Origin of the sequence: Kitasatospora sp. CB01950 (genome assembly GCF_001905465.1) — a bacterium.
Classification (GTDB): Bacteria; Actinomycetota; Actinomycetes; order Streptomycetales; family Streptomycetaceae; genus Kitasatospora.
Genome location: NZ_LISX01000004.1, coordinates 390,357 through 415,416, shown reverse-complemented (window position 1 = coordinate 415,416; position 25,060 = coordinate 390,357). Strand labels below are relative to the sequence as shown.

Below are 25,060 nucleotides of genomic sequence, written 5' to 3'. Positions count from 1 at the left end.
GCGAGGAGGGGGAGCGTACGTCCGCTGGGGCGCGGTCACGTGCAGGTCATTGTCCTGCGTCGCGATCCAGCGGGTGGGTGCCTTCCGATTCGCGCAGTTCCCCGCGCCCCTGGTTGTGCTCTCCCTGCTTTCGCGCCCCTCAGCCCGCCAGGATGGTGCGGACGTCGGTGAAGCCCTGGTGCTGTTCGACGAGGCGGCCGTTGCGGACCTGTTGGAAGGTGACGGAGGTGTTCACCAGGCGGGGGGAGTCGGCGGTGGGGAGCATGTTGGTGACGCCCCAGCCGAGGGGCGGGGTGGTGCCGCCGGTGTCGATGGGGTCGCCGCTGTCGAGGACGGTCTGCAGGGCCTTCGCGGTGAGCGGCTTGGACGGGTCGATGCGGCCGGCGGCCTGGCGCAGCACGGTGTAGGCGACCCAAGTGGTCTGGACGCCGGGGTCGGTGACGTCGATGGTGGTGCCGTTGCCGTAGGCGCGGACGGTGGAGCGGAGGTTGTCCCAGACGGGAGAACTCTCGGCGGGGAACCACCCGGTGGCGTACGCCCCGCGCAGCGGGCCGTTGTCGCCGCCGGTGGAGTCGACCACGGACTGCTGGAAGGAGCCGATCACCGAGGCGAGTTGGGTGTTCTTCGGGTTGGCGCGGCGGTACGGGTCGAGCAGGTTGGCGGTGGGCTCGGCGCCGAGGGCGGAGAGCACGCAGTTGCCGGCGCGGTCGTCGCCGATGGCGCGCTTGGCGTACGAGGAGTAGTCGTTGGACTTCTCGGGGGCCTTGATGTCGACGATCCGGATGCCGGTCTGCTTGACGGCGGTGCCGAGGTAGCTGACCAGGGCGTCGCCGGAGCGGCTGTCGGGGCGGATCAGGGCGATCTGCTTGCAGCCGGCGTCGATCAGTTGGCGTCCGCTGCCGGCGACCAGGGCGGGGGTGCCGCCGTTGACGGGGTAGGACAGCGGGCTGCTGAACTCGGGGGTGGAGAGGCCGTAGCCGCCGATGAAGGGGATGCCGGCGGCTTCCAGGACGGGGATGAAGTTGCTGCCGTACTGGCTGGCGGAGCCGACCACGGCGACGGCGTGGGCGCCGACGGCCTGGTCGGCGCAGGCGGTGGCGCCGTCGGTGGTGTCGTGCTCGTTGCAGGTGAGCACGCGGACCTTGTGGCCGTTCAGGCCGCCGTGCGCGTTCAGGTCGCGGCCGATGGCCTCGGCGAGGGCGGTCATGCCGGGTCGGTCGGCGGCGCCGGTGCCGGACGGGGCGAAGGTCATCACGGTGACGTCCTTGCCGGTGGCGTCGGCGGCGGCCGGGCCGCCGCAGGCGGTGGCGGAGAGCAGGGCGGGCAGGGCGAGGCCGGCGGCGAGCGCGGCGCCGGTACGGTGGCGGCGGCCGCTGACGGCGGGTGACGGGTGGGGGGTTCCGGTCCGCGTCATGGTGCGCTGTTCCTCCCTGGACGTGGTGCGGGGCTGACCCGTGCTCCGTTGCGCAGGCTCGGCGGGTCAAGGGTGGTGCGGGCCGCACACGGTGAGAGGGACGTGATGTGAACGGACCGGCAACGGGGGAGGAACACCGGGAGCGGGGATGTGATGACGCGTGTGGAGAAGGGTCGGCCCGGGAACGTACGATCGACTCCCGTGTCCGACAGCGTGGATTCTCCGTACCGTTCTGCCCGAAACTCTTCTCGAACGGGCGGCCGCTCCAGCACGATTGGCGTCATGCCCCTGACTGACCTGCCCTGGTGGCGCTGGCGCGCCCGAATGCGTTCGGCGTTGCACATGCTTTCCGACCCCGGCTTCCAGCAGGAGGCGTGGCTGGTCGGCCGGGACGGCTACGGGGACGTCGTGGACGCGGTGTACCGGCTGGTCGAGGACAGCTGGCTGGACCGGTGGTCGGCGGAGAAGTACGTCGGCTCGGTGTTCCGGGACTCCGCGGAGGCGGTCGCGGTGGACGCCGCGGTGCTGCGGGTGCTGCGGATCGTGCACCAGGTCGGCGAGGAGGCCCCGGCGGCCGCGTACCTGGGGCACCCGGACTGGCCGGAGGCGGTGCTGGCGGCCCGCGAGGCGCACCACCGGCTGGCCGTCAACGACGGCACGGATCCGGACCTCCCGCCGTCCACGCTGGCCGAGTTGCGGCAACTGACCGCGCGCGGCTGAACCGCGGCCCGGGCCGGGCAGTCTCGGGTGGCGGGCGGTCGCCGCGCGGCGGGGTGATTTGTGCGAGGCTGGGCGGTCCGTCCGCATCCAGAGCCGAGAAACGGGACCCCGCGACATGGAAGAGACTGCCCACTCCCAGTACGTTCTGACGCTGTCCTGTCCGGACAAGCAGGGCATCGTGCACGCGGTTTCCAGCTATCTGTTCATGACGGGCTGCAACATCGTCGACAGCCAGCAGTTCGGCGACGCCGGCACCGGGCTGTTCTTCATGCGGGTGCACTTCACGGCCGAGCAGCCGGTGACGGCGGAGAAGCTGCGGGCGTCGTTCGCGGCGGTCGGCGCGTCGTTCCGGATGGACTGGCAGATCCACGAGTCCGTCGAGCGGATGCGGGTGCTGCTGATGGTCTCCAAGTTCGGGCACTGCCTGAACGACCTGCTGTTCCGCACCCGGATCGGGGCGCTGCCGGTGGAGATCGTCGGGGTGGTGTCCAACCACACCGACTTCCGTGAGCTGACCGAGTCCTACGGCGTCCCGTTCCACCACCTGCCGGTCACCAAGGACACCAGGGAGCAGGCGGAGCAGCAGCTGCTCGACCTGGTCGAGCGGGAGCGGGTGGAGCTGGTGGTGCTGGCCCGCTACATGCAGGTGCTCTCCGACACGCTGTGCAAGGAGCTGTCCGGCCGGGTGATCAACATCCACCACTCGTTCCTGCCGAGCTTCAAGGGCGCCCGCCCGTACCACCAGGCGCACGCCCGGGGCGTGAAGCTGATCGGTGCCACCGCGCACTACGTCACCGCCGACCTGGACGAGGGCCCGATCATCGAGCAGGAGGTCGCCCGGGTCACCCACGACGTGACGCCGGAGCAGCTGGTGGCGCTCGGTCGGGACGTCGAGTGCCAGGCGCTGGCCCGCGCGGTGAAGTGGCACAGCGAGCGGCGGGTGCTGCTGAACGGCACCCGGACCGTGGTGTTCGCCTGACCGGTGCTCCGGCGGCGGCGTTCGAGGGCCGCTGGACATTTGTAGGAAGGGTGGTTCGCTCGTGGCGGCCCGGTGCTGACGGGGCGTGGGGAGTACGGTCGGGGGTACCCGCGGCGGCGGTGCCGCCGACCGGTCGTGCGAACCCCGGCAGGGTGAGCGGGACAGTATGCACCGAGACATCCCCCGAACGCTGGAATATGCCCGAAGCTCTTGCTGCGACCCGGTCCCGGAATCATTCTGGGGCGTATTCGTGTCGATGCCATGGGCAGTGCGGATCGGCGCCCTCCACGAGGCGTGCCGACCGGACCGGCGGGATCAAGCGGGCCGAATACCGAGTGCGGGTGGTGGAACGGTGCAGGTACTTCAGGTACAGCTGGCGGTCCAGGCGGACCCGGCCGAGGTCTCACGGGCCCGGCGCTGGGTGCGGGCCCGGTTGCGGGCCGGCGGTCTCGACCCGGACTCGTCGGCCGCCGAGACGCTGGTGCTGGTGGTCTCCGAGCTGGTCACCAACGCGGTGGTGCACACCGGTTGTCCGGCGGTGCTGCGACTGCTGATGCCGGCCGGGCCGGACGCCCCGCCTGGGGTCCGGGTGGAGGTCGCGGACGCCAGCTGCGCCGCCCCCGCCCCGCGGCACGCCGGGGCCGACGCGGAGGCCACCAACGGGCGCGGCCTGGAGCTGGTGGAGCTGCTGTGCGAGCGCTGGGGCTGGTACCCGGACGGCTCCGGCAAGCGGGTGTGGTGCGAGATCGGCCCGGTCGCGCCGTTGTGCGAGCGGGCGGCGCAGCCGGTGGCCTCGGCGCGCTGAACCCCCGTCGGCGGGTCGTGGCATGTCACGTGTGCGCTGTCCGCGCTCCGGATGATCCATCTGAATTTCGGACAACCCATTGACGTGACGTATCCGACTGATCACTCTTGGGTGCGGTGTTCCGTTGCGAGGGGACGCCGAGGGAGCCCGGGCGGTGCCGACATTCAGGGGATCGTTGGCCGCATCCGCCCGGAACCTCGGCGAGATCGGAACGCCGGGCGTGACGGCTTCAGGGCCCGGACGCCGACCTGGACGGCGTCCCGCCGTGCCGTGCTCGGGGCGCGCGCGGCGGGACGCCGTCCGGTCAGTTGCCGGTCGGACGCCGCATCGTGACCCAAAATCACTGGAAACCAGTGGTGGTCTGGACCAAAACTGTGGGACGTGACCGCCCCAGAACTCCACACTGCCCCCATCTCGCGCGTCCGCACCCCCGCCGAACCCGCCATCTGGTCGGGCAACTTCCGGCTCTACTTCACCGCCCGCTCGGCCGGCCTGCTGAGCGACGCGATGCTCCCCGTGGCCGTCACCACCGGCCTGCTCACCTCCGGCCACTCCGCCTCCACCGTCGGCTACGCGATGGCCTTCCTGCTCGCCCCGTTCGCCGGCCTGGTGCTGGTCGGCGGCGTCCTCGCGGACCGGTTCACCGCCCGGCGGCTGATGATCTTCGCCGACCTGCTCAACCTCACCACCCGGGTGCTGCTCGCGGTGCTGTTCTTCCGCGGCTTCGACCAGCTCTGGCAGCTGTACGTGCTGCTCGCGCTGGCCGGCACCGCCGCCGCCATGTTCCAGCCCGGCGCCGCCTCCACCGTCCCGCTGGTGGCCCGCGACGTGCAGGGCGCCAACGGCATCCTGCGGATCTCCGAGGCGCTCACCACGCTCGCCGGGCCGCCGCTGGCCGGCCTGCTGGCCGCCGCCTCCACCGGCTGGGTGATGGTCATCGCCGGCGTGATGTACGCGATCAGCGCCAGCTCGCTGCTCGCCCTGCGGCTCGGCCCGGTCCCCGCCCCGCCGCCCGGCGACAGCCTGTGGCGCAACCTGGTCGTCGGCTGGCACGAGTTCCGCTCCCGCAGCTGGATGTGGGGCGTCATCCTGATCTGGATGCTCTTCACGGTGCTCTCCTGGGGCCCGCTCACCCCGCTGCTCGGCTCGCTGGTGGTGCCCGCGCACGGCGCCACCGTGTACGGCGTCCTGAACGGCATGTTCGGCGCGGGCACCGTGATCGGCGGCCTGATCGCGATCCGGATCAAGCCCGTCCGCCCGCTCGCCGCCGGGGCGTTCGCCCTGCTCGCCTTTCCCGTCCAGCAGTTCGCGCTCGCCTTCGACCTGCCCTGGCCGGTGATCGGCACCGCCCAGCTGATCTCCGGCATCGGCATCAGCTTCTGGGGCGTCATGTGGGCCACCAGCGTGCAGACCCAGGTGCCCGGCGAGGTGCTCAACCGCATCCACGCGTACGAAGTGGCCGGCTCCGTCTGCATGTTCCCGCTCGGCTCCGCCCTGGCCGGGCCGGCGATGGAGGCGTTCGGCGCGCAGCAGGTCCTGGTGGTCGGCGGCATCGTCACCGTCGGGACGGCCGCCGCCCTGCTGCTCAGCCCGCCCATCCGCGGGCTGCGGCGGGTGCCCGAGGCCGGGCCGGTCGCCGGGGGCCACTGACGTCCGGATCTCGATGGGAGATGGCAGCAAAACCCGTCGTGCGGACGGGGCGCGGAACCGCAGACTTCGGCGGGTGAAGGAACTCCTCGAAACGTCAGTCGCCGAGCCGGCCCCGGCCCGGCCCGCGCCCCGCCTGCACTACGCCTGGATCGTCGCCGCCGTCGCCCTGGTCGTCCTGGTCGGCTCCGCCGGATTCCGCTCCGCGCCCGGCCTGATGATGGACGCCCTGCACAACGAGTTCGGCTGGTCGTACGCCACCATCTCCAGCGCCGTCTCCGTCAACCTCACGCTGTACGGCCTCACCGCCCCGTTCGCCGCCGCCCTGATGGACCGGTTCGGGGTGCGCCTGGTGGTGGTCTGCGCGCTGCTCACCATCGCCACCGGCTCCGGCCTCACCATCCTGATGACCGAGGCCTGGCAGCTGATCCTCTGCTGGGGCGTGCTGGTCGGGCTCGGCAGCGGCTCGATGGCCGGCGCGTTCGCCACCACCATCTCCGGACGGTGGTTCCAGGCCCGGCAGGGGCTGGTGACCGGCGTGCTGACCGCGGCCGGCGCCGCGGGCAATCTGATCTTCATGCCGGTGCTGGCCGCGCTGGTCGAGGGCGCGGGCTGGCGGACCGCGGTGGTGGTCGTCTCGCTCGCCGCGACCGCCGTCGCCGTGCCCGTGCTGGTGCTGATGCGGGAGCGGCCCGCCGATCTCGGGCTGCTGCCCTACGGCGCGACGGAGGCGCCCGCGCGGCCAGTGGTGGAGGGCTCGGCGATCGCCCGCTCGCTGCGGGTGCTGCGCGACGCCGCCCGCAGCCGGGTGTTCTGGCTGCTCGCCGCGTCCTTCGCGATCTGCGGCGCGACCACGGCGGGCCTGGTCGGCACCCACTTCATCCCGGCCGCCCACGACCACGGCATGCCCGTCACCACCGCGGCCTCGCTGCTCGCGCTGGTCGGCGTCTTCGACGTGATCGGCACGATCGCCTCCGGCTGGTTCACCGACCGTTTCGACTCGACCCGGCTGCTGATCATCTACTACGCGCTGCGCGGGGTCTCGCTGCTGTTGCTGCCCTCGCTGTTCGGACACAGCCTGCGGCCGCCGATCCTGGCCTTCGTGGTCTTCTACGGGCTGGACTGGGTCGCCACCGTGCCGCCCACGGTGGCGCTCTGCCGACGGCACTTCGGGGCGGACGCGCCGATCGTCTTCGGGTGGGTGCTGGCCGCGCACCAGATCGGCGCGGCCGTGGTCGCCGGGCTGGCAGGCCTGGCCCGGGACCGCTTCGGCGACTACGACGCGACCTGGTACGCGGCGGGGGCGCTGTGCGCGGTGGCGGTGGGGTGCTGCCTGTTCCTTCAGGGGGGTCGTCGGGGCCGCGGCTAGGCTGGCGATCATGACACTTCGCTTCGTTCTCGACCCCGACCTCACCCCCGAACTGCGGGAGGAGATCGTCGTGCTGTGGACGGCCGTCTCGAACGCCGGGGGTGCGGTCGGGTTCGTGCCGCCGGTGCAGGTGGCCGAGGTGCGGGCGGTCGCGGAGCGGCACTTCGCCGACCTGGGGACGGACCGGCTGCTGGCGGGCTACCAGCCCGACGGGCGGCTCGCGGCGGTGCTGTTCGTCGAGGACATGCGGTTCGGGCTGATGGACCACTGGCGGATGCTGAAGCGCGTCATGGTGCACCCCGACTTCCAGGGCCGCGGCTACGGCGCGCAGCTGCTCGCCGAGGCCGAGCGGGTCGCCCGCGGCTGGGGGCTGGACGGTCTGCGGCTGACGCTGCGCGGCGGGCACGGGCTGGAGACGTTCTACGGCCGCAGCGGCTACGTCGAGGTCGGCCGGGTGCCCGGGGCGATCCGGGTGGCGCCCGGCGACGACCGGGACGACGTGACGATGTGGCTCGACCTGCGCGCCTGAACGATGTGAGGTCGTGCTTCACTGGGATGGCCATTACCCCCTCGCGTCCTGTGGCGCGACCCGGCAGTGAAGGACGTTCCCCGGTGAGCAGCAAGATCAGCGCCACGCTCCGCTACACCTCGCTGCGGGCGAGCATCTTTCTGGCCTGCCTGCTCGTCGCCCTGCTGCTGGCGCACTTCGGGGTGATCCCGGTGGTGGGCGACCTGGGCCTGATCCTGGTGTTCGTGCTGGCCATGGTGGCGTCCTCGGCGATCAGCTACGTGGTGCTGAACAAGCAGCGCGACGAGATGTCGGCGCAGATCGTGGAGAAGGTGGAGTCCCGCAAGGCCCGTGCGGCGGTTCGGGACGCCGCCGAGGACGAGGCGGACGACGCGGCCCGGGCCGCTGCCCGGCAGGCGCAGGCCGGCTGACGGCATGTCGGACGGCTCGTCCGGCGAGGGGGCGCGGCGGCGGCCGACCGGCCGGGACGTGGCCCGGCTGGCGGGAGTGTCGCAGGCGACGGTCTCGCTGGTGTTCTCCGGCAGCGCCGGGCACCGGGTCTCGGACGCGACCCGGCAGCGGATCCACGACGCGGCACGGGAGTTGGGCTACCGCCCGCAGGCGGCCGGCCGGCAGCTGCGGCTGGGCCGGAGCGGCATGGTGCTGCTGGCGGTGCCGAACCTGCTCAGCCCGTTCTTCGGCCGGCTGCTGACCGGCGTGCACGAGGAGGCGGCCCGGCACGGCCTGTCGGTGGTGGTCTCCAGCGGCTGGGACGCGGCGACGCTCGCCGAGGCGGCCGCCGCAGGCCGTTTCGACGGGCTGCTGATCTGCTCCCCGGACGACAAGCAGCTCGGCGGGCTGCCCGCCGACACCCCGGCGGTGTTCCTGGACGCCGACCCGGCGGCCAACCCCGGCCGTCCCACCGTCGAACTGGACCTGGCGGCGGGCATGAAGGCCGCCGTCGACCACCTGGCGGCGCTCGGGCACCGGCGGATCGGCTACCTGCGGTCGGTGCACTCGGCGTACACCTTCCGGGTCCGGCAGGCGGCGTTCGCGGCGGCGGCGGCCGAGTTGGCCGTGCAGGAGCGGGCGGTGAGCCTGAACGAGGGCAGCCGGGAGGCGGCGCGGGCGGCCCGGGAGATGCTGGCCGGACCGGACCGGCCGCGCGCCGTGGTCTGCGACGACGACGTAGTGGCGTCCGGGCTGTACCAGGCGGCCGACGAGCTGGGGCTGCGGATCCCCGGCGACCTGTCGGTGGTCGGCATGGACAACATCCCGGTCGCGGAGCTGCTCAGCCCGCCGCTGACCACCGTCAACCTGCCCGGAGAGCAGCTCGGCCGCGCCGGACTGGCCACCCTGGCGGCCCTGCTGGCCGGTGAACTGCCGCCGCCCGCCGAGCCGTTGGCGACCACGCTGGTGGTGCGGCGGTCCACCGCGCCGGCCTGAACGGGCGCTACTGCTCGCCGAGGATCATCCACTTCTCCGGCAGCGCGAGCGGGTTGAACCCGACCTTGGCGTACACCTCGTGGGCGTCCCGGGTGGCCAGCATCAGGCGGCGCAGGCCGAGCGCGGCGAGCCCGTCGCGGACGGCGGCGGTCAGCGCGGTGCCCAGGCCGCGGCCGCGGGCCGCCGGGGCGATGTACACGTCGCACAGCCAGGCGAAGGTGGCACGGTCGGTGACCACCCGGGCGTAGCCCACCTGGGTGCCGGAAGTCTCCTCGTACAGGCCGAAGTTGAGGGAGTGGTCGATCGCCAGGTCCTGCTTCTCGCGGGCCCGGCCGAGGGCCCAGTAGGCGTCCTCGGAGAGCCAGCGGTGCACCGACTCGCGGTCGAGCAGGGTCGGATCGGTGGAGACCGTGTAGCCCGTGGGCAGGTGGATGCTCGTCATGCGGCGCATCCAAGCAGGCCGCGGGCGGTGCGGGCGAGCGGTTTGCTCAGGCCGCCAGGGCGACCGGGACCGGGCGGAGCCGGGCGCGGGTGGCGAACAGCAGCAGGGCGCCGACGGCGATGCCGGCGACCGAGCAGAGCGCGACCGCCGGCAGCGAGGTCTCGACCAGCAGGCCGGAGGTCGCGGAACCGGCCGCGTTGCCGGTGGCGAACAGCGTGACCAGCCAGGCGAAGGCCTCGGTGACGGTGCCGACGGGGGCGAGCTCGGCGACCAGCACGAACGCGGCGGCCAGCAGCGGGGCCAGACCCAGGCCGGAGACGAACGCCAGCACGGCCATCGCCGGCGGGCCGGGCAGCAGCAGGAGCGGCAGGGTGCCGGCCGCCATGACGAGGGCCAGCACCCAGGTGCGGGTGGCGGTGTCGGCCTTCCAGGGCGCCGCGCCGTAGGCGAGCGCGCCCAGCAGGCCGGCCAGCGCGGCCAGCGCCAGCAGCAGACCGCCGCCGCCGGGCAGGCCGCCCGGGTGCCGCTCGGCGTACGCGATGAACAGCACGGCCTGCGCGCCGACCGACCAGCCCGCGCCGCTCAGGCCGACCAGCAGCACGACCAGCCCGGGGGAGCGCAGCGGGCCGAGCGGCCCGGCGGACTCCGCGCGCGGCGGGGCCTGCCACCGGCGGGCCGGGGCGGCGGTGGCGACCACCAGCGAGCCGATCAGGCCGAGCACGGCGGCTGTCCACAGGGCTGTGGACGGCGAGAACGCGGCGGCGATCCCGGCGACGGCGAGCGGCCCGGCGACGTACAGCACCTGCTGGGAGGCGGAGTCGAAGGCGTACGCGGTGTCGAGCTGCTCCTCCTCGACGACGTCGGGCCAGAGCGAGCGCAGGCAGGGTTCCAGCGGCGGCATGCACAGGCCGGCGATCGCCGCGCCGAGCGGGGCGGCGACGGGGGAGCCGGGGGCGAGCGCGAGCAGTGCGTAGCCGCCGCCGGCCAGGGTGGCGGAGGCGAGCAGGACGCGGGGCTGGCCGGTGAGGTCGACGATCCGGCCGAGGACGGGGCCGCCGACCGCGGCGGCGATCGCGTACGCGGCGGTGGCCAGGCCGATCCGGCTGTAGGGGGTGCCGGCCTCGCGCAGGGCGAGAGCGATGACCAGCGCGGTCATGCCGGCGGGCAGGCGCCCGACCAGGGTGCCGACCAGCAGCCGGGTGACGTGCGGGGCGCGGAGCAGTGCGGCGTAGCCCATGGGCGTCCTTCCGGCGAGGCCTCTGTCGAGCCTCAAGTTATACGTATAACCGGATGGGCGTCAAAGCTGCTGGATGTAGGCCGTTCGAGCTGATGATCCGTCAGTAGCGGGTCGTTCGGGGACGACCTCAAACAAGTACTTTGAACATCTCAAAGGTTTATTGCTAATCTACCGACCATGACCACCGCAGACGCCGCGCGCCGTACCGGGACGAGCACCCCGCTCATGTCCCGCTGCCCGCGTCTGCCCGGTGCTGTGGACGGCCCGTGTCGCTGTCGCTCCGGCGGCTGTATGCGGGCGGCACGCCGCTCCTGACGCGCCCGGCAGCTCCGCTGTCCGGCAGTCGCCGGGTCTCACCACCCGGCCCCGCGTCCGGCGTGTCGCCGCCTCCTCCCCCTCCCCACCACCCCCCGCACTCACCGGAGTCGCACACCCATGTCCACCGCGCCCGCGCCCACCCTGCTGGGACGTATCCGACGCACCCCGTTCTGGGTCCAGATCGTCGGCGGCCTGGTCCTCGGCCTGCTGCTCGGCTGGATCGCCCGGTCCGGCGACGTGTCCTGGCTGAAGACCACCCTCGACACTGTCGGCAAGACCTTCGTCCAGCTGCTCAAGCTGGCCGTCCCGCCGCTGGTCTTCACCGCGATCATCGTCTCGGTCGCCAACCTGCGGAACGTCACCAACGCCGCCCGGCTGGCCGCCCGCACGCTGTTCTGGTTCCTCGCCACCTCGCTGATCGCGGTCGCCGTCGGCCTCGGCCTCGGCCTGCTCACCGACCCCGGCAAGGGCGCCAATATCTCCACCGCCGGCGTCAAGGGCGTGGAGAAGGGCGGCAGCTGGATCGACTTCCTGACCGGCATCATCCCGACCAACATCGCCGACGCCTTCCTGAAGGTGAACGTCCTTCAGATCGTCTTCCTCGGCGTGGTCGTCGGCGCGGCCATCCTCAAGCTCGGCGACAAGGCCGCCCCGGTCCGCCGGCTCTCCGAGAGCGTGCTCGAACTCGTCCAGACCGCCCTGTGGTGGGTCATCCGGCTCGCCCCGCTCGGCACCATCGGCCTGATCGGCAAGGCCGTCGCGCTCTACGGCTGGGACCTGCTCAAGCCCTTCACCACCCTGACCATCGACGTCTACGTCGGCTGCGCGATCGTCATGTTCGGCGTCTACTCGCTGCTGCTGCGCTTCGTCGCCGGCCTCAACCCGCTGAACTTCTTCAAGGGCGCCTGGCCCGCGATCCAGCTGGCCTTCGTCTCCCGCTCCTCGGTCGGCACCCTGCCGGTCACCCGCCGGGTCACCGAGCGCCTGGGCGTTCCGTCCGAATATGCGAGCTTTGCGGCCCCGTTCGGCGCCACCACCAAGATGGACGGCTGCGCCGCGATCTACCCGTCGCTCGCCGCGATCTTCGTGGCCCAGGTGTACGGCATCGACCTCGGCATCAAGGACTACCTGCTGATCGCCTTCGTCTCGGTGATCGGCTCCGCGGCCACCGCCGGCCTCACCGGCGCGATCGTGATGCTCACCCTGACCCTCTCCACCCTGGGCCTCCCGCTTGAGGGCGTCGGCCTGCTGCTGGCCATCGACCCGATCCTCGACATGATGCGCACCGCCACCAACGTGGCCGGTCAGGTCGTCGTCCCGATCCTGGTCTCGGCCCGCGAGAAGACCCTCGACCTCGCCGCGTACAACCGCCCCACCGGCGACCTCCTCGCCGAGGACCGTCCGGCCGCCGTCCCGGCTGCCGCCTGACGCTCCCGCTCCACCCGACGGCCCGCACCCCTTCCCGGGGTGCGGGCCGTCGCTCGTTGGAGTGAGAGACCTATGGCGCGAGGGGGTCGATGGATAGCGTGGGGCCGACGAAGGAGGGCTCGATGAGTGCTCTGCCCGGCGAACTGCCGTACAGCTCCGTCGATCCGGAAGAGGCGCTGAAGTACGCGATCCAGCACCACGCCCGTGAGCGCGTCCAGATCATCGAAGGGGTCATCGAGCCGATGACGCTGGGGTGGGACCACGAGGCCACCGCCAGTCACCTGCGGTGCCGGCTGAACGACAAGGTCCGCGCGCTCGGCTGTGTGATGGGCTCGGGCGACCTCGATCTTCCGGGGTCCAGCAACTGGTTCGTCCCGGACGTGGCAGTGGTCCCGTGCGCACTGGCCAAGGGCGGCGGCGCGCTGCTCCCCGGCCAGACGCTGCTGGTGGTCGAAGTGACGTCCGAGGACAGCGGCGACACCGACCGTGTGGTGAAGCCGCGACGCTACGCCGAGTACGGGGCTCCGCTCTACCTGCTGATCGACCGCCGGGACTGCGCCTGCACGCTGTTCTCGGAGCCGGGCCGGCTCGGGTACACCCGGGCGGTGGGGCCGCTTCCGTTCGGGCAGCCGATCGACCTGCCGGAACCGTTCGGCTTGAGCTTGGACACCTCCGAGTTCTGACCGCGCAGCGGCCCGCACCCTTTCCGGGCCGACGTGCGAGGGCGGACGGCTGTCCTGCAGGGCCGGCGGTCGGTGGCGCGGAGAGGCGGACGTGCTTGTCGGGTGCGGGGGTTCAGCAGCCCGACGGGCCGGGGGCCGGGGTCGGCGGCAGGTAGCGCCGGTGCAGCACGGGGGAGGCGCGGTGGCTGCGGGCGAGCAGGTCGTGGGCGACCGCGAGGGGCGGCTGGTCGGCGGTGTCGGCGTCGGGCCGGGGGCCGAGCAGGTAGACCAGCAGGTCGACGCGGTCCGCCTCGCTGCGGGCGGTCAGGTGCTGGAGGCGCTCCTCGGGGCGGGCGTGCGCCCACAGGATGCCGACCACCTCGCTGGTCTCACCCGGCGGTGCCGGGTCGGCGGTGCTTCTGCGGCGCAGGCTGGTGTAGACGATCTCCACCAGGGATCAGCCGCCCCAGCCGAGGCTGCCGCCGGCGGGGGTGGCGGTGCCGGTCGGGGTGGCGGTGGCCGTGGGGGTGGGGGTGGGGTCGGCGGAGGGCGCGCCGCCCCAGCCGAGGCTGTCGCCGGCGAGGGTGGTGGTGGCGGCCGGGGTGTGGGCGGCGGCGGCCAGGGCGACGGGGGCGGCGATCAGGGCGCCCAGGGCGAGCAGGACCGCGGCGGCCTTGGGGGAGCGGGTGCGCTTCATGGCGTATCTTCCTCAACTGACGTATTCGGCAGGGGGATTGATCGACCCGGTGCGACGTCCCGCGGTTGACGTCTGCTCCGGTCCGCCGCCCGGTGGTGTTCCTCCCTGGCGGCACGCACTATTTTCGTCGCCCGGCGGAGCGGGTGGAAGGAGTTCCGAATGGCGCCAACCGGCCTGTCCGATGTCGGACACGGTGTCATGTCCACATCATTAAGCAGTTCGAAAAACTGGGCGTAGGTGTTCGAACGGTGATGCGGCGCACACGCAGGACCCTTCCGGCATCCGGTGCGATAGCTCAGCAAAGCCGCAAATTCGATCTTGTGGACGATTGGCCGCCCTGGGAGGATTCGTGACGCTCCGTGCGGGGGGATTCACGGGGTCTCCACAGCGATGCCCGAGGGGGGCGAGCCACCATGTTGGAAGCGCTCGGACTGTCGGCCCGGTCCGGCCGGGTCTATCAGGCCATGCTGGACCACCCGACCGACTCCGTCGACGACCTGGCGGGACGTTGCGACCTGACGCCCGGCCACATTCACGACTGCCTCGACGAACTGGGCGGACTGATGCTGGTCCGTGCCTCCGCCGAGCACCCGGGCCGGATGCGCGCGGTCGACCCGGAGGTGGGGTTGGCCGACATGCTGGCCCGGCAGGAGGCCGAACTCGCCTCCCGGCAGGCCGCGTTGGCCGCGTCGAGGGCCGCGGTGACCCGGATGGTCGCCGACCGCGCCGAGCAGCACGCCGCGCACGGCGAGCGGCTCACCGGCCTGGACGCCATCCACCGGAGGCTGGAGCAGATGGGCCGCACCGCCGCCGTCGAGGTGCTGAGCAGCCAGCCGGGCCGGCAGCATGCGGAGGACCTCGACGCGTCCCGGCCCGGCGACGCCGCGGTGCTCGGCCGGGGGGTGGCCGTCCGCACGCTGTACCAGGACTCCACCCGCAACCAGCCGCACGTGTCCGGGTACGCGCACTGGCTGCTCAGCCAGGGCGGCGAGGTCCGCACCGCGCCCACCGTCCCGCAGCGGATCGTGCTGGTGGACCGGCGGGAGGCGCTCGTCCCGATCGACCCGGAGGACAACCGCAAGGGCGCGCTGCACGTCACCGAGCCCGGCATCCTGCGCGCCCTGCTGGACCTCTACGAGCAGTCCTGGAACACCGCCGTCCCGCTCGGCGCCACCACCTCCGACGACCCGGCCACCGGACTCACGCCCACCGAGCGCGAACTGCTGCGGCTGCTCGGCACCGGCCTCACCGACGACGCGGCCGGGCAGCGGCTGGGCTTCTCCTCGCGCACCGTCGGCCGGCACATGGCGTCGATCATGGAGCGGCTGAACGCGGCCAGCCGCTTCGAGGCCGGCATCAAGGCCGCCCAGCGCGGCTGGCTCTGAGCGGGGCCGCCGGTCAGCGGCTGCGGGCGTGCCGGACGCGCAGGCGGCCGAAGCCGGGGGCGCCGGTGATGCGGATCAGCGGGCCGCCGGGGACGGCGTGGCGCGGAGGCCGGTAGCGGACGTCCTGCCAGCCGCCCTGCACGCCGTCCACGTCGACGGTCGCATTGTGCGGGACGGTGATGGTGGCACGGCCGAAGCCGAGACCGAGCTCGATGTCCACCACCTGGTGCTCGATGATCGCGTGCGACAGGTCGAGCCGGACCTTGCCGAACGCGGAGGCGACCTTCAGCGTCCGCGGCACCCGCCAGGCGCCGCGGCGGACGATCCGGCCGCCGGCGGTGGCGATGGTGGCGGTGTCGTCGTCCGACGGGCTCGCAGGCAGGTCGGCGGTGGCCAGGTCGAGTTCGGTGCGGGTGGTGGCGGTGAGCGCCTGCTGCAGGCGCTGCTCCATCTCCTCGTGGGTGATCCGCTCCTCGGCGTAGGCCTGTTGGAGGCGTTCGGCGGCGGCGTCGCGCTCGGCCGCGCCGACCCGGGTCTGCGGGGAGTCCGGCAGTGAAGTCACCTGGGCAGCGTAGCCGTTGACTGTTCGTCAGGTCGATGCCGGGCCCAGCGTTGGGCGAGCACCGTGCAGACCATCAGCTGGATCTGGTGGAACAGCATCAGCGGCAGCACCGCCAGCCCGACCGCGCCGGCCGGGAACAGGACGGTGGCCAGCGGCAGGCCGTTGGCCAGCGACTTCTTGGAGCCGCAGAACTGGATGGTGATCCGGTCCGCCCGGTCGAAGCCCAGCCGGCCGGAGACCACGTGGGTGAAGCCCAGGACGACGGCCAGCAGCACGGACGAGATCGCCGCCAGCGCCAGCAACTGGCCCGTGGTGACCCGGCTCCAGATGCCCTCGCGGACGCCCTCGCCGAACGCGCTGTAGACGATCAGCAGGATCGAGCCCCGGTCCACCAGCTGCGTCACCAGCCGGTGCCGGGCGATCCACGGTCCGATCCAGCGGCGCAACAGCTGGCCGGCGGCGAACGGGACCAGCAGTTGCAGCACCACGTCCAGCACCTGGCCGCCGTCCACCGAGACGCCCGACGCGCCGGAGAGCAGCCAGGCGGCGAGCAGCGGGGTCAGCGCGACGCCCAGCAGGCTGGAGAAGGTCGCGGCGCAGATCGCGGCGGCCACGTTGCCGCCGGCGATAGAGGTGAACGCGATCGAGGACTGCACGGTGGACGGCAGCAGGGTCAGGAACAGTACGCCGGTGAACAGCTCCGGCGGCAGCACCGCGTCGGGCAGCAGCCGGGTGGCCTCGCCGAGCAGCGGGAACAGCACGAAGGTGCAGCCCAGGATCAGCAGGTGCAGCCGCCAGTGCCGGGCGCCGGCCAGCGCCTCCTGCGGGGACAGCCGGGCCCCGTACAGGAAGAACAGCAGGCCGACGGCCAGGTGCACGCCGACGCCGACGGCGCTCGCGGCGACACCCCGGGCGGGCAGCACGGTGGCCAGCAGGACGGTGCCGAGCAGCAGCAGGAGGTAGGTGTCGATGCCGATCCGGCGCAGCGTCCGATCGAGGGTGCGGTGGGCGGACCGGAGGCGGTGCATGCCTCGATGATCCCCCCGCCGGGGTGCACCTCGGGAAGCGGGGTGGGGGCGGGGCCGGGAGCGATTCACCGGAATTGTGTCCGGAATACGGACGAGTAACTCGGGCGGTAATTGCGCGTGGGGAAAAGGCAGGGGGCCCGCCGTCCGGCGGGCCCCCTTGGGAACTGCTACTCATACGGACCCGAGGGGCCGTGAGCGATCAGAAGTGAGAGATGTCAGATAGCGACGACGTTTTCGGCCTGCGGGCCCTTCGGACCCTGGGTGACGTCGAAGCTGACCGCCTGGTTCTCCTCCAGCGAGCGGAAGCCGCTCGCGTTGATGGCGGAGTAGTGGACGAAGACGTCGGGGCCGCCGCCCTCCTGGGCGATGAAGCCGAAGCCCTTCTCGGCGTTGAACCACTTGACGGTTCCGGTCGCCATACCGTTCTCCTTGCAAGGGACGTAGTGGACACCACACCTTGTGGCGCCCGGGTCCGCTGCGCTGATCGCCCTGCCTCCGGACGAGCCCGGAGTTTTTCGCACCAGTCTCAATCAATGCTCAATTGATGCCTGATACTGCTGAAAAATTACAAAAAGCCTGCGGTTACATGCTCCGCAGGCTCCAAGTACTGCAAGGGGAATCAAACTGCAACTGACGTGAACGGTAGCACGCGGTGGCGGCCCCGACCAGGGGCCAACGACGGTGTCGGAGAGCGTGTCGGAGAGCGCGTCGGAGGGCATGTCGGAGGGCATGTCGGAGGGCCCCCGAACGGTGTGTCGGGCACCGGGTGCGGGCCCTCGGGAGCAGCGGGCATACCCTGCCGGGAGAGCACCAACGGCAAGGGAGTACACGGTGAGCAGTCGGGAAGCCGAACGGCCGGCGGCCGCGGTCAGGCCGCGGGTCGGACACATTCAGTTCCTCAACTGTCTCCCCCTCTACTGGGGGCTGGCGCGCACGGGGACCCTCCTCGACCTCGACCTCACCAAGGACACCCCGGAGAAGCTGAGCGACCGGCTGGTGGCCGGCGAGCTCGACCTCGGCCCGATCACCTGCGTGGAGTACCTGCGCAACGCGGACCGGCTGGTGGTCCTCCCCGACATCGCGGTCGGCAGCGACGGGCCGGTGATGTCCTGCGTGATCGTCAGCAAGCTCCCGCTCGACCGGCTGGACGGCCGCCGGGTCGCGCTCGGCTCGACCAGCCGCACCTCCGTCCGACTGGCCCGGCTGCTGCTGGAGGAGCGCGAGGGCGTCCGCCCCGAGTACTTCAGCTGCCCGCCCGACCTGGACGCGATGCTCGCCGAGGCCGACGCCGCCGTCCTGATCGGCGACCCCGCGCTGCGCGCCTCGCTGGAGCAGGCCCCCCGGCAGGGGCTGGCCGTGCACGACCTCGGCGCGATGTGGAAGGAGTGGACGGGGCTGCCGTTCGTCTTCGCGGTCTGGGCCGCCCGCCGCGAGTACGTCGAACAGCACCCGGAGCTGACCGCCGCCGTGCACCGGGCGTTCCTGGAGTCCCGCGACCTGTCGCTGACCGAGGTCGGCCAGGTGGCCGAACAGGCCGCCCGCTGGGAGGCGTTCGACGCGCCGCTGCTGGAGCGGTACTTCAGCGAGGCACTCGACTTCTCGCTGGGCGAGCGCCAGTTGGCGGGCCTGGCCGAGTTCGCCCGCCGGGTCGCCCACGACAGCGGCTTCGCGCCGGACGTGGCGATCCGGCTGCTGGAGCCGGCCGCCGGCGCCGAGAAGGCGGCGGAACAGGCCGTGGCCGTCTGAGAATCGCGGCACGCCGTCCGAGCATCTTGGGACGATCGGGCGGGTGCCGGCGGGGTCCGTCCGCAGCGCCGGGAGCCGCGGGCGGTGGCGGGAGCGGGGCGGGAGCGGGGCTGAGCAGGGGCGGAAATACGCTGGCGTAGGCTGGGCGGGACGCCCCTCCGACGATGAAAGCAGGCCCGCCAGGTGTCCGAGCAGAACCTTTCCGCCGCCCAGCTGCAGGCCGTTCTGGACCGTGCGGCCGAGGGGGGCCGGATCACCGCCGAAGAGGCGCTGGAGCTGTACCGTTCGGCCCCGCTGCACGCGCTCGGCTCGGCCGCCGACGCGGTGCGCCGGCGGCGGTACGCGGGCGTCGAGCACATCGCCACGTACATCATCGAACGGAACATCAACTACACCAACGTCTGCGTGACGGCGTGCAAGTTCTGCGCGTTCTACGTCCCGCCGAAGAGCGACAAGGGCTGGTCGCGGGAGCTCGACGAGGTGCTGCGCCGCTGCGCGGAGACCGTCGAACTGGGCGGCACCCAGATCATGTTCCAGGGCGGGCACCACCCCGAGTACGGCGTCGAGTACTACGAGAAGAACTTCTCCGCGATCAAGGAGCGCTTCCCCGAGCTGGTGATCCACTCGCTGGGCGCCTCCGAGGTCGAGCACATGGCGAAGATCTCCGGCGTCTCCATCGAGGAGGCCATCACCCGGATCCACGCCGCCGGCCTGGACTCGTTCGCGGGCGCCGGCGCCGAGCTGCTGCCGGAGCGGCCGCGCAAGGCGATCGCCCCGCTGAAGGAGTCCGGCGAACGCTGGCTGGAGATCATGGAGACCGCGCACCGGCTGGGTGTCGAGTCCACCTCCACCATGCTGATGGGCACCGGCGAGACCAACGCCGAGCGGATCGAGCACCTGCGGATGATCCGCGACGTGCAGGACCGCACCGGCGGCTTCCGCGCCTTCATCCCCTACACCTACCAGCCGCAGAACAACCACCTGAAGGGCTCGACCCAGGCCACGGTGTTCGAGTACCTGCGGATGATCGCCATCGCCCGCCTCTTCCTCGACAACGTCGCGCACATCCAGGGCTCCTGGCTGACCACCGGCAAGGAGGCCGGCCAGCTGTCGCTGCACTACGGCGCGGACGACCTCGGATCGGTCATGCTGGAGGAGAACGTGGTCTCCGCGGCCGGCGCGAAGCACCGCTCCAACCTGCACGAGCTGATCCACCTGATCCGCACCGCGGGCCGGGTGCCCGCGCAGCGCTCCACCACGTACGAGCACCTGCGGGTCCTCGACGACCCGGCCAACGACCCGGTGGACCCGCGGGTCGCCTCGCACATCGCCTCCACGGCGATCGAGGGCGGCACGGCGCACCCCGAACTGACCATTCTGGCGACGAACTGAGTGCCTGATCCGTGCTGACGCTCCATCGCGCCCGGCTCGTGCTGGCCGACCCCGCCGCCCCGTCGATCGTCGACGGGGCGGTGCTGGTCGACGGGGCCGTGGTGGCCGCGATCGGGTCCTTCGAGGAGTTGGCCGGGGGGCCGGCCCGGGTCCGTGAATGGGACGGCGTGCTGGTGCCCGGGCTGGTCAACCGCTGCGGGCGGTGGCTGCTGGAGACGGCCTACCACCCGGACCCGCGCGAGGAGTTGGGGGACCGGCCGCTGCTGCCGGCCGGCGACCTGGGCGAGGAGCGGTGGGGCGGCAGCGCGAGGCGCGGGCTGCAGCGGATGCTCGGCTTCGGCACGACGGCGGTGACGGGGCCGTTCGACCGCGCCCCGGTACGGACGGCGGTGGCCCGGTCGGGGCTGCACGTGCTGGCGGGGGACGGGACGCCGGGGGCGCTCTCGCCGCTGGAGAATCAGCCGTTCGGGGCGGCGGTGCATCGGCCGTTGACGGTCGGCGGGGCGGCGGACTTCGCGGTGTTCGACGAGTGGGGGGCGGACGCGAGCTGTCTGGCGACGGTCCTGGGCGGACGGCTGCTCTTCCGGAGGCGGTAGGGGCATTCGGGGCCCGCGGGGTGCCCACCGGTTCCCCTGTTCGCGTCAGGTGGCCTGACTGCCCGTGACCTGATGGCCCACCAGCGGCTACGATCCCGGTTCAGGACTTCGCCGAGCCAGGAACAGGACGCATGGGAACCGCCACCTCCGATCGTCTGCGGACCAGGCCCGGCCGGGGGTGGTACGTGGGGGCCGTGTTGAGCGCGGTGGTGGCCGTCACGATGTGTCTGCTGGGATGGCGGCAGGCCGACCAGGCGGACCGGATCAGTGCGCATCCGGTGCGGGTCGAGGGCTCGGTGACCCAACTGCCGGGCGGCAGTGGGACGTACAGCCAGGTGTCGTACGTCGCGGAGGGGCGGAGGCTGACCGCCGCGGATCTGTGGCTGCCGGCGGATGCGAAGCTCGGCGATCCGATCTGTCTGGAGCACGCGGCGGACGACGCGGGCGCGGTGCGGGTGTGCGGGAAGCGGTATCCGCAGCCGGTGGGCGTCGGGTTGGCGCAGACGAGCGTGCCGTTGGCGGCGTTGCTGTGCCTGGTGTGCGTGTACCGGATCCGGCGGCTGAAGCGGGCGTACCCGGCGGACGGGCAGGTCGGGGCGGGGATCACGGTGGCGTTCGCGGCCGAGGGGATGCCCGCGCTGACGCAGGGCAAGCGGTCGCGCCGGCGCCGCAAGGGGGGCCGCCGCGCGTTGCGGTGAGCCCTGGTGACGGCCACAGGTGGGGCTGGGTTAAGAATGGGGGCGTGACCCGAGCCCATCTGGACAAGCAGCCGCAGGACGTCGCCGCGATGTTCGACGACGTCGCGGCCAAGTACGACCGCACCAACGACGTGCTCTCGCTGGGCCAGGCCCGGCTGTGGCGCCGCGCGGTGGCCGACGCGGTGGACGCCGTCGCGGGCCAGCGCATCCTGGACCTCGGTGCGGGCACCGGCACGTCCTCGCTGCCGTTCCTGGAGGCCGGCGCGGAGGTGGTGCCGTGCGACTTCTCGATCGGGATGCTGAGCGAGGGCAAGAGCCGTCACCCCGAGCTGGCGCTGACCGCGGGCGACGCGACCCGGCTGCCGTTCGCGGACGAGTCGTTCGACGCGGTGACGATCTCCTTCGCACTGCGCAACGTGCAGGACCACCAGGTCGCGATGCGGGAGATGCTGCGGGTGACCAAGCCCGGCGGCAAGGTGGTGATCTGCGAGTTCTCGACGCCGACCTGGACGCCGTTCCGGACGGTGTACACCGAGTACCTGATGCGGGCGCTGCCGCCGGTGGCGACCAGGGTGTCCTCGAACCCGGAGGCGTACGTCTACCTCGCGGAGTCGATCCGGTCGTGGCCCGACCAGCCGTCGCTGGCCGCCGAGTTGCAGCAGGCCGGGTGGACGAAGGTGGCGTGGCGCAACCTGACCGGCGGGATCGTGGCCCTCCACCGCGGCTTCAAGGCCCCGTAGACTGCGAGGGTTCGGCGCTCCGCACCGCTTCGGTGACGGAGGGTCCGGACCCGACCACCCGTGACCCGACGCGCTCAGGAGAGAGCCGAATGACCGAGACCGCCGTGGAGTCCACCGCCGACGTCATCGTGGTCGGCGCCGGTCCGGCCGGCTCCACCACCGCGTACTGGCTGGCCCAGGCGGGCCTGGACGTGCTGCTGCTGGAGAAGACCGAGTTCCCGCGCGAGAAGGTGTGCGGCGACGGTCTGACCCCGCGTGCCGTCAAGCAGCTGGTGGACATGGGCATCGACGTGTCCGGCGAGAACGGCTGGCTGCCGAACAAGGGTCTGCGGATCATCGGCGGCGGCGTCCGGCTGGAGCTGGACTGGCCGGAGCTGGCGTCGTTCCCCGACTACGGCCTGGTCCGCAAGCGTGCCGACTTCGACGAACTGCTGGCCCGGCAGGCGCAGAAGGCCGGCGCCCGGCTGTACGAGAACTGCAACGTGAGCGGCCCGATCCAGGACCGCACCGGCCGGATCACCGGCGTCACCGCCAAGGTGGGCCCGGAGAAGCGCGAAGTCGCCTTCCACGCGCCGCTGGTGGTCGCCGCCGACGGCAACTCGACCCGGCTGTCGCTGGCCATGGGCCTGCACCGGATCGAGTCCCGGCCGATGGGCGTCGCGTACCGGACGTACTTCACCTCGCCCCGGCACGACGACGACTACCTGGAGTCGTGGCTGGAGCTGTGGGACACCCGAGGCGGGCAGAAGAAGCTGCTGCCCGGCTACGGCTGGATCTTCGGCATGGGCGACGGCACCTCCAACGTCGGCCTGGGCATCCTCAACTCCTCGCCGGCGTTCGGCGACCTGAACTGGCGCGAGGTGCTGAAGAGCTGGTGCGCCGGCATGCCCGAGGAGTGGGGCTACACGCCGGAGAACATGACCGAGCCGATCCGCGGCGCCGCGCTGCCGATGGCGTTCAACCGGCAGCCGCACTACACCCGGGGTCTGCTGCTGGTCGGCGACGCCGGCGGCATGGTCAACCCGTTCAACGGCGAGGGCATCGCCTATGCGATGGAATCCGGCCAGATCGCGGCCGGTGTCATCGTGCAGGCGATGGCCCGGATCACGCCCGAGGGCCGGGAGCGGGCGCTGGCGCGCTACCCGCAGATCCTGAAGGACACCTACGGCGGCTACTACACGCTCGGCCGGGCGTTCGTGAAGATGATCGGCAACGACCGGGTGATGCGGATCGCCGCCGAGCGCGGCCTGACCCACCCCGTGCTGATGAAGTTCGTCCTCAAGCTGCTGGCCAACCTCACCGACCCGACCGGCGGCGACGCCGCGGACCGGATCATCAACGGCCTCGCGAAGGTCGCGCCCCGGGCCTGACCCGGCGGTCGAAGGCGGCGGGCGGAGGCGGCGGGCGGGCGCGAAAAGCGCTTGCCCGCCGCCTTTCGCGTGCGGGACAGTGTGCGGCGATCTTCCTCGGCCTGTTCGACGGCGCACGGGCTTCCACGGCGTTCCCGGGAGTCCCGTCATGGCCGTCGCGTCCGTTGCTGCTCGTCCTCGACCGCTGCGTGATCTGCCGCTGCTGGCGGTGGCCGTGGTGTGGGGTTCGAGCTTCCTGGTGGTGAAGCGGGTCGCGGAGCCGGACACCGTGGTGGCGGTGCTGGCGCTGCGGTTCGGGCTGGTGCTGCCGGTGCTGGGCCTGGCGGCGTGGGGGCGGCTGCGCGGGCTGACGGCGCGTCAGTGGGGCGGCGGGGCGCTGCTCGGGCTGGTGCTCGGGGCGGTGTTCCTGCTGGAGACGTACGGGGCGGTGCACACCTCGGCGACCAACGCGGGGCTGGTGATCAGCCTGACCATGGTGTTCACGCCGCTCGCCGAGGCGGCGCTGCGGCGCAGCGCGCCGTCGGGGGCGTTCCTGGCGGCGGCGGGCCTGTCGGTGCTGGGGGTGCTGCTGCTGACCGGCGACGGCGGGCTGCGGGCGCCCTCGGCGGGCGACCTGCTGGTGCTGGGCGCGGCGGGCGCGCGGACGGTGAACGTGCTGGCGACGGCCCGGCTGCGGGCGGTGCGCGGGGTGGATCCGCTGGCCCTGACCTGGGTCCAACTGGCCTTCGCCACACTGGTGTTCGCGGTGGCGTCGCCGTGGGCCGGGCCGTCGCCGTGGGCGGTGGCGGCGTCCTTCGACGGGCCGAGCTGGGGGCTGCTGCTGTACCTGTCGCTGCTGTGCACGCTGTTCGCGTTCTTCGTGCAGCTGTGGGCAGTGCGGGCGACGTCGCCGTCGCGGGTGAGCCTGCTGCTGGGCACCGAGCCGCTGTGGGCGGCGGTGTTCGGGATCGCGCTGGCGGGCGACCGGCCCGGGGTGTTGGCGGTGTTCGGCGCGGTGGCGGTGCTGGCCGGCACCGAGTGGGGGCGGCGGCGCGCGTCCGTTCCTGAGCGCTTGTGAACGAAGGGTCAAGCGACTGCCCGGCGGGGTCCATCGCGCGGGTGAGGTTCTTTATCACGTAAACCGGATCACTCCGAAATTTGCTTGTTCCGCAGCAGAATTGATATGGGCCGTGGTCGAACAGCAGCCGTTTCGCGGTGTGTTGCGACTGTATGTGGCCATTCGCCCGCTCTGGGTCGAACAGTGGTGCCCGATCCCGCTCTGCGTGGTTCGTCGGGTGGCGAAGATCACAAAGATCGTCGGGAACTGCGTGTCGCAGATCACAAGCGGACAGGCATAGGATGCGCTCCAACCTGGCTTTGTGAACTGCCTCACATGGAGCCGGATCTCACGAAGTGGATCATCGGTTCACCCCTGGTGACCTGGTGGTTCCGATCTGCAGTCAAGGACGACTGGACGGAGGGAGCGGGGGCTATGAATGCCTACGCGCCGATCCTCGTACTCGGTGCCATTGCCGCGGCGTTCGCGGTCGGTTCCGTCGTGATGGCCTCGCTCACCGGCCCGAAGCGCTACAACCGGGCCAAGTTGGAGGCGTACGAGTGCGGCATCGAGCCGACCCCGCAGCCCGTGGGCGGCGGTCGGTTCCCGATCAAGTACTACCTGACGGCGATGCTGTTCATCGTCTTCGACATCGAGATCGTCTTCCTCTACCCGTGGGCGGTCAGCTTCGACGCCCTGGGGATCTTCGGGCTGGTCGAGATGCTCCTGTTCATCGCCACCGTGTTCGTCGCCTACGCCTACGTCTGGCGCCGCGGCGGCCTGGAGTGGGACTGACCCAGCCGCGCCGTTTGTGAACGCGCGGACGAAGCCACCG

Annotated in this window: 27 protein-coding genes; 19 read left to right on the top strand and 8 right to left on the bottom strand. The window is 72.2% G+C overall.

Annotated features, from left to right (window positions below; genetic code table 11):
• Window positions 1-139: 139 nt before the first annotated feature.
• Window positions 140-1,414: an ABC transporter substrate-binding protein gene (locus tag AMK19_RS13810; RefSeq protein ID WP_073811474.1), complete on the bottom strand. Its 1,275-nt coding sequence runs from the start codon at window positions 1,412-1,414 to the stop codon at window positions 140-142.
• A 282-nt stretch (window positions 1,415-1,696) separates the two neighbouring features.
• Between AMK19_RS13810 and AMK19_RS13805 the strand changes: the two genes are divergently transcribed.
• The 8 genes from AMK19_RS13805 to AMK19_RS13770 all read left to right on the top strand — a co-directional run bounded on the left by AMK19_RS13805 (window position 1,697) and on the right by AMK19_RS13770 (window position 8,888).
• Entirely contained in the window at window positions 1,697-2,134 is a 438-nt protein-coding gene (locus tag AMK19_RS13805) for an SCO4402 family protein (RefSeq protein WP_241844393.1), read from the top strand.
• A gap of 115 nt (window positions 2,135-2,249) precedes the next feature.
• The gene (purU, locus tag AMK19_RS13800; RefSeq protein ID WP_073811472.1) at window positions 2,250-3,113 is read left to right on the top strand and encodes a formyltetrahydrofolate deformylase; all 864 of its coding nucleotides are present in this window, start codon (window positions 2,250-2,252) and stop codon (window positions 3,111-3,113) included.
• A 352-nt stretch (window positions 3,114-3,465) separates the two neighbouring features.
• Entirely contained in the window at window positions 3,466-3,918 is a 453-nt protein-coding gene (locus tag AMK19_RS13795; RefSeq protein WP_073811470.1) for an ATP-binding protein, read from the top strand.
• Between the two features lie 381 nt (window positions 3,919-4,299).
• Window positions 4,300-5,568, top strand: a complete 1,269-nt coding sequence (locus AMK19_RS13790; protein ID WP_073811468.1) for an MFS transporter — start codon at window positions 4,300-4,302, stop codon at window positions 5,566-5,568.
• Window positions 5,569-5,641: 73 nt separating this feature from the next.
• Complete coding sequence (locus AMK19_RS13785; RefSeq protein ID WP_073811466.1) at window positions 5,642-6,934, top strand: MFS transporter; 1,293 nt, start codon at window positions 5,642-5,644, stop codon at window positions 6,932-6,934.
• A gap of 10 nt (window positions 6,935-6,944) precedes the next feature.
• Window positions 6,945-7,463 carry a GNAT family N-acetyltransferase gene (locus tag AMK19_RS13780; protein ID WP_073811465.1) on the top strand — a complete coding sequence of 173 codons (519 nt, stop codon included), beginning with the start codon at window positions 6,945-6,947 and terminating at the stop codon, window positions 7,461-7,463.
• Window positions 7,464-7,546: 83 nt separating this feature from the next.
• Complete coding sequence (locus tag AMK19_RS13775) at window positions 7,547-7,873, top strand: DUF4229 domain-containing protein (RefSeq protein ID WP_073811463.1); 327 nt, start codon at window positions 7,547-7,549, stop codon at window positions 7,871-7,873.
• Window positions 7,874-7,877: 4 nt separating this feature from the next.
• The gene (locus AMK19_RS13770) at window positions 7,878-8,888 is read left to right on the top strand and encodes a LacI family DNA-binding transcriptional regulator (protein ID WP_073811461.1); all 1,011 of its coding nucleotides are present in this window, start codon (window positions 7,878-7,880) and stop codon (window positions 8,886-8,888) included.
• A 7-nt stretch (window positions 8,889-8,895) separates the two neighbouring features.
• Here the strand turns inward: AMK19_RS13770 and AMK19_RS13765 are convergent, their stop codons facing one another.
• Window positions 8,896-9,330 (bottom strand): GNAT family N-acetyltransferase, encoded by a 435-nt coding sequence (locus AMK19_RS13765; protein ID WP_073811460.1) that lies wholly within the window; start codon window positions 9,328-9,330, stop codon window positions 8,896-8,898.
• Between the two features lie 46 nt (window positions 9,331-9,376).
• Complete coding sequence (locus AMK19_RS13760; RefSeq protein WP_073811458.1) at window positions 9,377-10,567, bottom strand: MFS transporter; 1,191 nt, start codon at window positions 10,565-10,567, stop codon at window positions 9,377-9,379.
• 435 nt (window positions 10,568-11,002) lie between these two features.
• Here AMK19_RS13760 and AMK19_RS13755 point away from each other — a divergent pair, with 435 nt between their 5' ends.
• Together AMK19_RS13755 and AMK19_RS13750 are read left to right on the top strand one after the other, a co-directional pair.
• Window positions 11,003-12,313, top strand: a complete 1,311-nt coding sequence (locus AMK19_RS13755; protein WP_073811457.1) for a dicarboxylate/amino acid:cation symporter — start codon at window positions 11,003-11,005, stop codon at window positions 12,311-12,313.
• Between the two features lie 122 nt (window positions 12,314-12,435).
• Complete coding sequence (locus AMK19_RS13750; RefSeq protein ID WP_073811455.1) at window positions 12,436-12,996, top strand: Uma2 family endonuclease; 561 nt, start codon at window positions 12,436-12,438, stop codon at window positions 12,994-12,996.
• A gap of 112 nt (window positions 12,997-13,108) precedes the next feature.
• Here AMK19_RS13750 and AMK19_RS13745 read toward each other — a convergent pair whose 3' ends face one another.
• Complete coding sequence (locus tag AMK19_RS13745; RefSeq protein ID WP_073811453.1) at window positions 13,109-13,426, bottom strand: hypothetical protein; 318 nt, start codon at window positions 13,424-13,426, stop codon at window positions 13,109-13,111.
• Between the two features lie 6 nt (window positions 13,427-13,432).
• The gene (locus AMK19_RS13740) at window positions 13,433-13,672 is read right to left on the bottom strand and encodes a hypothetical protein (protein ID WP_073811452.1); all 240 of its coding nucleotides are present in this window, start codon (window positions 13,670-13,672) and stop codon (window positions 13,433-13,435) included.
• Between the two features lie 413 nt (window positions 13,673-14,085).
• Between AMK19_RS13740 and AMK19_RS13735 the strand changes: the two genes are divergently transcribed.
• Entirely contained in the window at window positions 14,086-15,057 is a 972-nt protein-coding gene (locus tag AMK19_RS13735) for a LuxR C-terminal-related transcriptional regulator (protein WP_073811450.1), read from the top strand.
• A gap of 13 nt (window positions 15,058-15,070) precedes the next feature.
• Here the strand turns inward: AMK19_RS13735 and AMK19_RS13730 are convergent, their stop codons facing one another.
• From AMK19_RS13730 to AMK19_RS13720, 3 genes are all read right to left on the bottom strand, one after another.
• Entirely contained in the window at window positions 15,071-15,619 is a 549-nt protein-coding gene (locus AMK19_RS13730; protein ID WP_073811448.1) for a DUF1707 SHOCT-like domain-containing protein, read from the bottom strand.
• Window positions 15,616-16,647 carry a bile acid:sodium symporter family protein gene (locus tag AMK19_RS13725; protein WP_083646756.1) on the bottom strand — a complete coding sequence of 344 codons (1,032 nt, stop codon included), beginning with the start codon at window positions 16,645-16,647 and terminating at the stop codon, window positions 15,616-15,618. The genes AMK19_RS13730 and AMK19_RS13725 overlap by 4 nt, the downstream gene beginning before the upstream one ends.
• Before the next feature lie 215 nt (window positions 16,648-16,862).
• Window positions 16,863-17,066: a cold-shock protein gene (locus AMK19_RS13720; protein WP_031063656.1), complete on the bottom strand. Its 204-nt coding sequence runs from the start codon at window positions 17,064-17,066 to the stop codon at window positions 16,863-16,865.
• A 412-nt stretch (window positions 17,067-17,478) separates the two neighbouring features.
• On the opposite strand from AMK19_RS13720, the gene AMK19_RS13715 reads away from it, so the two are divergent.
• The 8 genes from AMK19_RS13715 to AMK19_RS13680 all read left to right on the top strand — a co-directional run bounded on the left by AMK19_RS13715 (window position 17,479) and on the right by AMK19_RS13680 (window position 25,020).
• Window positions 17,479-18,393, top strand: a complete 915-nt coding sequence (locus AMK19_RS13715; protein WP_073811447.1) for a menaquinone biosynthetic enzyme MqnA/MqnD family protein — start codon at window positions 17,479-17,481, stop codon at window positions 18,391-18,393.
• 183 nt (window positions 18,394-18,576) lie between these two features.
• Entirely contained in the window at window positions 18,577-19,785 is a 1,209-nt protein-coding gene (mqnC, locus tag AMK19_RS13710; RefSeq protein ID WP_073811445.1) for a cyclic dehypoxanthinyl futalosine synthase, read from the top strand.
• 11 nt (window positions 19,786-19,796) lie between these two features.
• Window positions 19,797-20,381: a hypothetical protein gene (locus AMK19_RS13705; protein WP_073811444.1), complete on the top strand. Its 585-nt coding sequence runs from the start codon at window positions 19,797-19,799 to the stop codon at window positions 20,379-20,381.
• Between the two features lie 131 nt (window positions 20,382-20,512).
• Window positions 20,513-21,079, top strand: a complete 567-nt coding sequence (locus AMK19_RS13700; protein WP_073811442.1) for a hypothetical protein — start codon at window positions 20,513-20,515, stop codon at window positions 21,077-21,079.
• 44 nt (window positions 21,080-21,123) lie between these two features.
• Window positions 21,124-21,819 carry a demethylmenaquinone methyltransferase gene (locus AMK19_RS13695; protein ID WP_073811440.1) on the top strand — a complete coding sequence of 232 codons (696 nt, stop codon included), beginning with the start codon at window positions 21,124-21,126 and terminating at the stop codon, window positions 21,817-21,819.
• 89 nt (window positions 21,820-21,908) lie between these two features.
• Complete coding sequence (locus AMK19_RS13690) at window positions 21,909-23,189, top strand: geranylgeranyl reductase family protein (RefSeq protein ID WP_073811438.1); 1,281 nt, start codon at window positions 21,909-21,911, stop codon at window positions 23,187-23,189.
• 148 nt (window positions 23,190-23,337) lie between these two features.
• The gene (locus AMK19_RS13685) at window positions 23,338-24,246 is read left to right on the top strand and encodes a DMT family transporter (protein WP_073811437.1); all 909 of its coding nucleotides are present in this window, start codon (window positions 23,338-23,340) and stop codon (window positions 24,244-24,246) included.
• Window positions 24,247-24,660: 414 nt separating this feature from the next.
• Window positions 24,661-25,020 (top strand): NADH-quinone oxidoreductase subunit A, encoded by a 360-nt coding sequence (locus tag AMK19_RS13680; protein WP_014137597.1) that lies wholly within the window; start codon window positions 24,661-24,663, stop codon window positions 25,018-25,020.
• Window positions 25,021-25,060: the final 40 nt, after the last annotated feature.

What these genes read in the sequence shown, in the direction of transcription:
- AMK19_RS13760 (WP_073811458.1), bottom strand. Translation starts at nt 10,567, where the DNA reads ATGGGCTACGCCGCACTGCTCCGCGCCCCGCACGTCACCCGGCTGCTG.
- AMK19_RS13735 (WP_073811450.1), top strand. Translation starts at nt 14,086, where the DNA reads ATGTTGGAAGCGCTCGGACTGTCGGCCCGGTCCGGCCGGGTCTATCAG.
- AMK19_RS13700 (WP_073811442.1), top strand. Translation starts at nt 20,513, where the DNA reads ATGGGAACCGCCACCTCCGATCGTCTGCGGACCAGGCCCGGCCGGGGG.
- AMK19_RS13770 (WP_073811461.1), top strand. Translation starts at nt 7,878, where the DNA reads ATGTCGGACGGCTCGTCCGGCGAGGGGGCGCGGCGGCGGCCGACCGGC.
- AMK19_RS13720 (WP_031063656.1), bottom strand. Translation starts at nt 17,066, where the DNA reads ATGGCGACCGGAACCGTCAAGTGGTTCAACGCCGAGAAGGGCTTCGGC.
- AMK19_RS13810 (WP_073811474.1), bottom strand. Translation starts at nt 1,414, where the DNA reads ATGACGCGGACCGGAACCCCCCACCCGTCACCCGCCGTCAGCGGCCGC.
- AMK19_RS13755 (WP_073811457.1), top strand. Translation starts at nt 11,003, where the DNA reads ATGTCCACCGCGCCCGCGCCCACCCTGCTGGGACGTATCCGACGCACC.
- AMK19_RS13725 (WP_083646756.1), bottom strand. Translation starts at nt 16,647, where the DNA reads ATGCACCGCCTCCGGTCCGCCCACCGCACCCTCGATCGGACGCTGCGC.
- AMK19_RS13805 (WP_241844393.1), top strand. Translation starts at nt 1,697, where the DNA reads ATGCCCCTGACTGACCTGCCCTGGTGGCGCTGGCGCGCCCGAATGCGT.
- AMK19_RS13765 (WP_073811460.1), bottom strand. Translation starts at nt 9,330, where the DNA reads ATGACGAGCATCCACCTGCCCACGGGCTACACGGTCTCCACCGATCCG.
- purU (WP_073811472.1), top strand. Translation starts at nt 2,250, where the DNA reads ATGGAAGAGACTGCCCACTCCCAGTACGTTCTGACGCTGTCCTGTCCG.
- AMK19_RS13680 (WP_014137597.1), top strand. Translation starts at nt 24,661, where the DNA reads ATGAATGCCTACGCGCCGATCCTCGTACTCGGTGCCATTGCCGCGGCG.
- AMK19_RS13690 (WP_073811438.1), top strand. Translation starts at nt 21,909, where the DNA reads ATGACCGAGACCGCCGTGGAGTCCACCGCCGACGTCATCGTGGTCGGC.
- AMK19_RS13750 (WP_073811455.1), top strand. Translation starts at nt 12,436, where the DNA reads ATGAGTGCTCTGCCCGGCGAACTGCCGTACAGCTCCGTCGATCCGGAA.
- AMK19_RS13740 (WP_073811452.1), bottom strand. Translation starts at nt 13,672, where the DNA reads ATGAAGCGCACCCGCTCCCCCAAGGCCGCCGCGGTCCTGCTCGCCCTG.
- AMK19_RS13685 (WP_073811437.1), top strand. Translation starts at nt 23,338, where the DNA reads ATGGCCGTCGCGTCCGTTGCTGCTCGTCCTCGACCGCTGCGTGATCTG.
- AMK19_RS13780 (WP_073811465.1), top strand. Translation starts at nt 6,945, where the DNA reads ATGACACTTCGCTTCGTTCTCGACCCCGACCTCACCCCCGAACTGCGG.